This is a genomic window from Pseudoroseomonas cervicalis ATCC 49957 (assembly GCF_000164635.1).
In the GTDB taxonomy this organism is placed as follows: Bacteria; Pseudomonadota; Alphaproteobacteria; order Acetobacterales; family Acetobacteraceae; genus Pseudoroseomonas; species Pseudoroseomonas cervicalis.
Map to the genome: position 1 here is coordinate 1,351,056 of NZ_GG770777.1, position 8,010 is coordinate 1,359,065.

An 8,010-nucleotide genomic window follows, 5' to 3' on the forward strand; every position below is an offset into this window, starting at 1 on the left:
CGGCGGCGAGCGCATCCGCATCGCCGGGCGGCACGCGCCAGCCGGTGACGCCTTCCTCCACCGTCTCGCGCGGGGCGCCGAGATCGGCGGCGATGACCGGGCGGGCCATGGCCTGGGCCTCGACCACGGAGCGGCCGAAGGCCTCGGCATCGGTGGAGGCGTGCAGCACCAGATCGGCCAGCAGCAGGGCGGCGGGCATGTCCTCGGCATGGCCGGGCAGGATGACATCGGCGCCGAGGCCGAGGGACTGGATGCGCTGGCGCAGCTCGGCGGCATAGGCGCCGCGGCCGGTCTCGCCGGCCAGGATCAGGAAGGGGCGCGGCGCGGGCAGGCGGGCGAGCGCCTGCAGCGCCACCGCCTGCCCCTTCCAGCGGCTGATGCGGGCGGGCAGCAGCAGCACGGGGCGGTCCTGCGGCACGCCCCAGGCGGCGCGCAGCTTCGCCACGCGGTCGGGCGCCACCAGAGCGGGGTCGAAGGCGCGCGGGTCGACACCGCGCGGGATGATGCGGATGCGGGCAGGGTCGGTGTGGTGGCGGGTCCGCACCAGCTCGGCGATGAAGCGGCTGATGGCGATGACACGGTCGCCGCGCGCCATGACCGAGTTGTAGAGGCGCTTGCCGGGGAAGTTCTCGTTGTAGGTGCCGTGATAGGTGGTGACGAAGGGCAGGCCGGCGGCGCGGGCGGCGCGCAGGCCGGACCAGGCCGGGCCGCGGCTGCGGGCGTGGATCAGGGCGATGCCGTGCTCGGCCACCAGGCGTTGCAGGGCGGCGGCATTGGCCAGGATGGCCCAGGGTGTCTTGCGGTCGAGCGGCAGGGTGACGTGGCGCGCGCCGAGCGCTTCCAGCGCCGGCACCAAGCGGCCGCCGGCGGAGGCGACAATGGGGCGATAGCCGGCCTGGGCCTGGGCCTCGGCGATTTCGAGGGTGCCGCGTTCGACGCCGCCGCTGTTCAGGGCGGGCAGCAGCTGCAGGATGGCGGGCCGGTCGGACATGCCCCCCGCTTACCGGCGCGCCCCGTTCCTGACCAGCCCGCAGTGGCGCTGCCCTGGAAAGGGCCGCAGATGCGGGGGCCCGGGGGAACTCAGTTCCCCCGGATTCTTTTCAGTTTTCTATCCCCCCTTCACGCCCCCGGCGGTGAGCCCAGCGATGATCTGCTTCTGCGCCAGCAGGGTGAGCAGCAGCACCGGCAGGGTCACCAGCAGGGCGGCGGCGGCGAGCGGCCCCCAGGAGATCTGCTCGAAGGTCAGCATGTTGTTCACGGCCACGGGCAGGGTGCGGGTTTCGCGCCCGGCGAGGACCATGGCGAAGATGAAGTTGTTCCAGGAGAAGATGAAGGAGAGGATCACCGCGACCGTGATGCCCGGCCGCGCCAGCGGGAAGGCGACGTGGCGGAAGGCCTGCCAGATGTTGGCGCCGTCGACCAGGGCGGCTTCCTCCAGCTCGGCGGGCAGGCCTTCGAAGAAGCCGATCATCACCCAGACGGTGATGGGCACGGTGATCACCAGATGGGTGATGATGATGGGCGTCAGCGTGCCGGTCAGCCCCAGCCACTGGAACAGCAGGAAGAGCGGGATGAGGTAGGAGAGGCCCGGCGTGATGCGGGCGATGAGGATGAGCATGGCCGCCCGCGTGGCGCGCATCTTGGCGATGCCGTAGCCGGCGGGCACGCCGATCAGGATGGCGAGGCCGGTGGCGGTGAAGGAGACGATGATGCTGTTCCAGGTGTAGAGCAGGAAGTCGTTGCGCTCGAACACCGCCAGGAAATTGTCCCACACCACCGGGTTGGGGATGAAGACGGGCGGCCAGTCGGTGTTGTCCAGCTCGGTCTTCAGCGAGAGGGAGAGCATCCAGAGGAAGACCATCGCGCCGGGCGAGATCAGCAGCAGGACGGCGAGGCCGAAGCCGAGCTTTTCCAGCAGGCGGGTCATAGCGCGTCCTTCACCCGGTTGCGGGTCCAGAGCAGCAGCCCCGCGAGCGAGACGATCAGCAGGAAGAACACCACCACCACCGCGCTGGCATAACCCATGTTGTAGTAGGCGAAGCCCTGCAGATAGAGGAAGATGTTGATGGTCTCGCTGCTGGTGCCGGGGCCGCCCTGGGTGATGACGTAGATGGTGTCGAAGGCCTTCAGCGCGTCGATGGCGCGGATGATGAGGGCCACGACGATGAAGGGCATCAGCAGCGGCAGGGTGATGTGGCGGAAGCTCTGCCAGGGGCTGGCGCCGTCGATCTTCGCGGCCTCATAGGGGTCCTGCGGCAGGGAGGCGAGGCCGCCGAGGACGATCAGCATCACCAGCGGCGTCCAGTGCCAGACCTCGACCATCACCAGGGTCGGGATGACGGTCTTGGCGTCATAGATCCACATGCTGGGCGGGATGCCGAACTGCATCAGGATCCAGTTCAGCACGCCGAGCTGCGGGTGGAACATCATGGTCCAGACCAGGGCGACGGCAACGGGGGTTGCCATCATCGGCAGGATGAAGATGGTGCGCGCCAGGCCGCGCAGCGGGAAGTTGCGGTTGAACACCAGCGCCGCGGCGACGCCGAGCACCATCGGCAGCAGCACGGCCAGCGCGGTGAAGTAGAGGGTGCGCGCCACCGACCAGAGGAAGCGGTCGTCGGTGAACAGCTTGCGATAGTTGTCGAACCCGACATAGGCGTGGCCGCCGCCGATCTTCCAGTCATGCGCCGACATGAACAGGGTGAAGGCCCAGGGGAAGAGGATGACGGCCAGCACCACCACCCCGGCCGGCACGACGAACCAGCCATAGTGGCGGGCATAGTTGCGGCGGCGGGTGGTGCCCGCCGCCGCCCGGCCACCCGGCAGGGCGGCGGTCGCGTTGTTCATCAGGTGGCGCGCTCCGACTGCTCCAGCACCGGGCGGAAGGCGTCGGTGGCGCGCTTCAGCTCGGTGGCCGGGTCGGCGCCGCCGATGGTGTTGGTGAGCGCGGTGCCGATGGTGTCGCGGAACTCGGTGACCGGCACGATCTCGGGCAGGCCGGGGCGGGCGATGCGCGCGCTCTCGATCAGCGTGGTGAAGAATTCGCGCGGGAAGCGGCTGGCGGCGATCGCCTCCTCGTTGCGGAAGGGGCTGCTGCGGGCCGGCGCGCCGGCGCCGGAGGTGAGGTAGCGCAGCTGGTTCTGCTTGCCCGTCGCCCATTGCACATAGAGCCAGGCGGCGCCGCGGCGGCGGCTCTGCTCGCTGATGCCGAAGCCGGTGCCGAACAGGCAGCAATGATGATGCGCCGGGCCCGCCGGCACCACCGCATAGCCCACCTTGCCGGCGATGCGCGAGCGGGTGCGGTCCTCGAGCGGCGCGGCGAAGCCCACGCCATCGATCCAGAAGGCGGCGCGGCCCTGCATGAAGGTGGTCTGGCACTCGTTCCAGTTGAAGCCGACATTGCCGGGCGGCGCGCAGTCGCGCATCAGCTTCTGGTACATCTCGGTGGCCCAGACGGCATCCGGCGTGTCGGTCAGCAGCTTCATGTCGGCGCTGACCGTGTCGCGCTGCCGGGTGCCGAGCAGGAAGGAGGACCACAGCACCACATTGGCGTTGCGCAGGCCGCGGCCGACGAAGCCGTATTGCTGCTTCGCGGGATCGGTGAGCGCGCGGGCGGCGGTGTAGAGCTCGTCGAAGGTCTTCGGCACGGCGATGTTCTTCGCCGCCAGAAGGTCCTTGTTGTAGTAGAGGATGAAGTAGTCGGTGAATTCCGGCAGCGTGTCCATGCGGCCATCGGCCTGGGTGGAATAGGCCACCGCGCCCTGCCCGAAATCGCCGAAGTCGAAATCCGGCGCGGTCAGCGACGCGTCCTGGATCAGCGGCTTGACGTCGGCGCACCAGCGGGCGCGGCCGACCTGGCGCTTGTTGACGTGCAGGCTGATGCCCACCACGTCGAAGGAGGGCCGGCCGGAGGCGAATTCGATGGCGAATTTCTGCCGGTGCTGCTGCTCGGGGATCTGCTCGGCGCCGACCTTGATGCCGGTCAGCTCCTCGAACTCCCGCTGGTGCTGCACCAGCAGGGCGGAGCGCGGATTGGCGGTCAGGCTGACCTCGACCTTCTCGCCCTTGAAGCGCTGCCAGTCGAAGGCCTGCTGGGCGCCCACACGCTGCACCAGCGCAGGCGCCGCCAGCAGCCCCGCGCCCAGGCGCAGGGCGCTGCGCCGCGAGATCTTCACCATCACGTTGTCCTCCGCTTCCCGGGCTGCGCCGGGTGTGACGTTATCGTTCCACCGCCGGCGCGCGGATGGCAAGCCGGAACGGAAGGCGCTAGGACAGGCTTCGGGAAAAAGGGAACGCCACGCATGAGCCGGACCGAGACTGGATTGCCGACCGCTCTCCCCGAGGATTGGCGGGAGGGGCATTTCGCGCTGCGCGCCGAGGGGCCTGACGGCCCGCTGGTCCTAGCGCTGGCCGGCGGCCGCGCCTATGACATGACCCCCGCCTTCGCCACCGCCAGCGCCTGGCTGAACGCGCCGGACCCGGTGGGCGCCATCGCCGCGCGCGGCCGGCCGATCGAGCTTCAGGTCGAGGCGCTGCTGGCGGGCAGCGGCCCCCTCACCCTGCTGGCGCCCTTCGATTTGCAGGCGCTGAAGGCCTGTGGCGTGACCTATGTGCGCTCGATGATCGAGCGGGTGATCGAGGAGCGCTGCCGCGGCGACGCCACCCAGGCCGAGGGGGTGCGCGCCGAGTTCCGCGCCATCATCGGCGAGGACCTCACCGCGCTGCGGCCGGGCAGCCCCGAGGCGATGCGACTGAAAGAGAACCTGATCGCGCGCGGCTGGTGGAGCCAGTATCTGGAGGTCGGCATCGGCCCGGATGCGGAGATCTTCACCAAGGGCCAGCCGCTTTCCGCCGTGGGCTCCGGCGCGCGCATCGGCATCCATCCCGGCAGCGCCTGGAACAATCCGGAGCCGGAGGTGGTGCTGGCGGTCAGTGGCGAGGGGCGGATCGTCGGCGCAGCCCTCGGCAACGATGTGAATCTGCGCGATGTCGAGGGGCGCTCGGCGCTGCTGCTCGGCCGCGCCAAGGACAACAACGCGGCCTGCGCCATCGGCCCGGCGATCCGGCTGTTCGATGCCGGCTTCACCCTGGAAGACATCCGCCGTGCCGAGATCACCCTCGATATCGAGGGCACGGATGGCTTCACCCTGTCGGAGCGCGGCGCGGTCGGCAGCATCAGCCGCGACCCGGCGGAGCTGGTGGGCCAGCTGGTCAACCCGCACCACCAATATCCGGATGGCGCCGCCTTCTTCCTCGGCACGCCCTTCTCGCCGTCGAAGGATCGCGACGCGGCGGGGATGGGCTTCACCCACCATATCGGCGATAGGGTGCGCATCGCCAGCCCGCGCCTCGGCGCGCTGGCCAATGTGGTGGACCGCACCGATGCCTGCCCGCCCTGGCGCTTCGGCCTGGGCGCGCTGATGGCCAATCTTGCCAGACGAGGATTGTTGACCGCATGAGCCTGAAGGAAGAGACCGGCCGCCTGGATCGCGGCGATGACACCGAGCTGGCCTGGGCCAGGCTGCCCGGGCGCGGCCCCACCGTCGTGTTCCTCACCGGCTTCCGCTCCGACATGGAGGGGAGCAAGGCGATCGCGCTGCGCGATGCCTGCGCCGCGCGCGGCCAGTCCTTCCTGCGCTTCGACTATTCCGGCCATGGCGCCAGCGGCGGCCGGTTCGAGGAGGGCTGCATCGGCGAATGGGCGTCCGATGCGGCCGCCGTGCTGGAGAAGCTGACCGAGGGGGAGTTGGTGCTGGTCGGCTCCTCGATGGGCGGCTGGATCTCGATGCTGATGCTGCGGCGCTTCCCCGAGCGGGTGCGCGGCTTCCTCGGCATCGCCGCGGCGCCGGATTTCACCCGCCGCCTGATGTGGCCCGCCTTCTCCGAGGCGCAGCGCGAGACGCTGCTGCGCGAGGGCGTGCTGTGGCTGGACAGCCCCTATGGCCCGCCGGTGCCGATCACCCGCAGGCTGATCGAGGATGGCGACCGGCAGAGCGTGCTGGACCGGCCCCTGGACTTCTCGGGGCGGGTGCGGCTGTTGCAGGGCATGCGCGATGCCGAGGTGCCCTGGAGCACCGCCGCCGACATCGCCGCCACGCTGACGACCGGGGATCTGCGCATCATCCTGGTCAAGACCGGCCAGCACCGCCTGGCCGAGCCGGAAGAGCTGGCGCTGCTGACGGAGACGCTGGCCGAGTTCCTGTAAGGGGCCTTTGGAAGTTTATTTGTCCGTCTTCTTCAACGGATGGCGGGTGCAGGGGACCCTGTCCCCTGCTGGGGGAGTTTGAGGGGGCGAAGCCCCCTCAAGCCCGCATCAGAGATCCCGGCGGGAAGGGGCGCGTTCCCCTCCCCGCCGCGCCGCCTCAGCCGGTGATGCCGATATTCCAGGGCGCGAATTCATGGCGCCCGAGGCCCAGCTCCTCGCTCTTGCTGCGCTCGCCCGAGGCCACCCGCAGAATCTGCTCGAAGATCGCCTGGCCCATCTCCTGCAGGCTCCTGGTGCCGTCGAGGATCTCGCCGCAATTGATGTCCATGTCCTCCTCCAGCCGGCGGAACATGGGCGTGTTGGTGGCGAGCTTGATCGACGGCGCCGGCTTGCAGCCGAACATCGAGCCGCGGCCGGTGGTGAAGCAGATGATGTTGGCGCCGCCCGCCACCTGGCCGGTGGCCGAGACCGGGTCGAAGCCAGGGCTGTCCATGAAGACGAAGCCCGGCTGCGTCACCGGCTCGGCGTAGCGGTAGACCTCCATCAGCGGCCCGGTGCCGCCCTTCATCGATGAGCCGAGCGACTTCTCGAAGATGTTGGCGAGCCCCCCGGCCTGGTTGCCGGGGCTGACCACGCCGTTGATCTGCGTGTCGCGGCCGGGGGTGTAGACATCCTTCCACCAGCGGATGCGCTCGATCAGCTTCTCGCCCACCGCCTGGCTGGCGGCGCGGCGGGTCAGGGTGTGCTCGACGCCATAGATCTCCGGCGTCTCCGACAGGATGGCGGTGCCGCCATGCCGCGTCAGGATGTCCATGGCGTGGCCCAGCGCCGGGTTGGCGGTGATCGAGGAGAAGCCGTCCGAACCGCCGCATTGCAGCCCGACCATGATGTGGCTGGCCGGCACGCTCTGCCGCGTCACGGCGTTGGCGTCGGCCAGCAGCTCGCGCACCATGGCGATGCCGGCCTCGATGCTCTTCCGGGTGCCGCCCATCTCCTGCATGCTGTAGTGGCGCAGCTTCGGCCCGGCCTGCAGCCCCTGCTCCTCCATCAGCCCGGCGATCTGGTTGCGCTCGCAGCCCAGGCCGATCACCAGCACGGAATGGATGTTGGGGTGGCGGATGTAGCCGGCCAGCGTGCGGCGCAGCAGCTGCATCGGCTCGCCCGACAGCTCCATGCCGCAGCCGGTCTGGTGGGTGAAGGCGGCGACGCCATCGACATTGGGGAATTCCGCCAGCCGCTCGGCGGTGAAGTGGTCGGCGATGGACTGCACGACGGTCGCCGAGCAGTTCACGGTCGAGACGATGCCGATGTAGTTGCGGGTGGCGACCCGGCCATCCTCACGGACGATGCCCTGGAAGGTGGCGCGCTCGGCCTCGGGCACCATCTCCAGCGGCCGGTAGTCCTGGCCGATGGCGTAGTCGCGGTCGAATTCGGTGAAGGCGATGTTGTGGCCGTGCAGCATGGTGCCGGCCGGCAGGTCCTCGGCGGCGAAGCCGATGGTGACGTTGTATTTCAGCACCGGCTCGCCCTGGCGCAGCGGGCGGGTGGACAGCTTGTAGCCGGCCGGCACCCCCTCGCGGGCGATGATGTTCTCGCCCGGAATGACGGTGCCGGCCTCCACGGGCACGCGGGCGACCACCACATTGTCGTCCGGGTGCAGGCGGATGACGGGGCCGTTCAGCCGCTTGGCGGCAAGGTCGATCAGCGACATGGGGCAGGGTCCTGGACGTTCTTTTTTTCCGTTGCCCGCCGGGCGCCGGGGCGTCCGGCGGCGGGCGCGCCCTGTTGGCGGCGCGTCGGGGCCG

General features: G+C 69.9%; 7 protein-coding genes. 2 read left to right on the forward strand and 5 right to left on the reverse strand.

Annotated elements, in window-relative coordinates:
* The 4 genes from HMPREF0731_RS05840 to HMPREF0731_RS05855 form a co-directional block, all read right to left on the reverse strand.
* On the reverse strand, nucleotides 1-991 hold a 991-nt coding region (locus HMPREF0731_RS05840), incomplete at its 3' end, for a glycosyltransferase family 4 protein (protein WP_007003124.1).
* Between the two features lie 117 nt (nucleotides 992-1,108).
* On the reverse strand, nucleotides 1,109-1,927 hold the full coding sequence (locus HMPREF0731_RS05845) for a carbohydrate ABC transporter permease (protein ID WP_007003125.1): 819 nt from the start codon (nucleotides 1,925-1,927) through the stop codon (nucleotides 1,109-1,111).
* On the reverse strand, nucleotides 1,924-2,847 hold the full coding sequence (locus HMPREF0731_RS05850) for a carbohydrate ABC transporter permease (RefSeq protein WP_007003126.1): 924 nt from the start codon (nucleotides 2,845-2,847) through the stop codon (nucleotides 1,924-1,926). The genes HMPREF0731_RS05845 and HMPREF0731_RS05850 overlap by 4 nt, the downstream gene beginning before the upstream one ends.
* Nucleotides 2,847-4,178, reverse strand: coding sequence for an ABC transporter substrate-binding protein (locus HMPREF0731_RS05855; RefSeq protein ID WP_007003127.1), 1,332 nt, complete (start codon nucleotides 4,176-4,178; stop codon nucleotides 2,847-2,849). The genes HMPREF0731_RS05850 and HMPREF0731_RS05855 overlap by 1 nt, the downstream gene beginning before the upstream one ends.
* Before the next feature lie 123 nt (nucleotides 4,179-4,301).
* Here HMPREF0731_RS05855 and HMPREF0731_RS05860 point away from each other — a divergent pair, with 123 nt between their 5' ends.
* Entirely contained in the window at nucleotides 4,302-5,459 is a 1,158-nt protein-coding gene (locus tag HMPREF0731_RS05860; RefSeq protein ID WP_007003128.1) for a fumarylacetoacetate hydrolase family protein, read from the forward strand.
* Nucleotides 5,456-6,205: an alpha/beta hydrolase gene (locus HMPREF0731_RS05865; RefSeq protein ID WP_007003129.1), complete on the forward strand. Its 750-nt coding sequence runs from the start codon at nucleotides 5,456-5,458 to the stop codon at nucleotides 6,203-6,205. Before HMPREF0731_RS05860 ends, HMPREF0731_RS05865 begins: the two co-directional genes overlap by 4 nt.
* A 157-nt stretch (nucleotides 6,206-6,362) precedes the next feature.
* Here HMPREF0731_RS05865 and HMPREF0731_RS05870 read toward each other — a convergent pair whose 3' ends face one another.
* Nucleotides 6,363-7,916, reverse strand: coding sequence for a UxaA family hydrolase (locus HMPREF0731_RS05870; RefSeq protein WP_007003130.1), 1,554 nt, complete (start codon nucleotides 7,914-7,916; stop codon nucleotides 6,363-6,365).
* Between the last annotated feature and the right edge of the window lie 94 nt (nucleotides 7,917-8,010).

Coding starts and splice junctions, on each gene's coding strand:
- HMPREF0731_RS05845 (WP_007003125.1), bottom strand. CDS start 1,927: ATGACCCGCCTGCTGGAAAAGCTCGGCTTCGGCCTCGCCGTCCTGCTG.
- HMPREF0731_RS05850 (WP_007003126.1), bottom strand. CDS start 2,847: ATGAACAACGCGACCGCCGCCCTGCCGGGTGGCCGGGCGGCGGCGGGC.
- HMPREF0731_RS05855 (WP_007003127.1), bottom strand. CDS start 4,178: ATGGTGAAGATCTCGCGGCGCAGCGCCCTGCGCCTGGGCGCGGGGCTG.
- HMPREF0731_RS05860 (WP_007003128.1), top strand. CDS start 4,302: ATGAGCCGGACCGAGACTGGATTGCCGACCGCTCTCCCCGAGGATTGG.
- HMPREF0731_RS05865 (WP_007003129.1), top strand. CDS start 5,456: ATGAGCCTGAAGGAAGAGACCGGCCGCCTGGATCGCGGCGATGACACC.
- HMPREF0731_RS05870 (WP_007003130.1), bottom strand. CDS start 7,916: ATGTCGCTGATCGACCTTGCCGCCAAGCGGCTGAACGGCCCCGTCATC.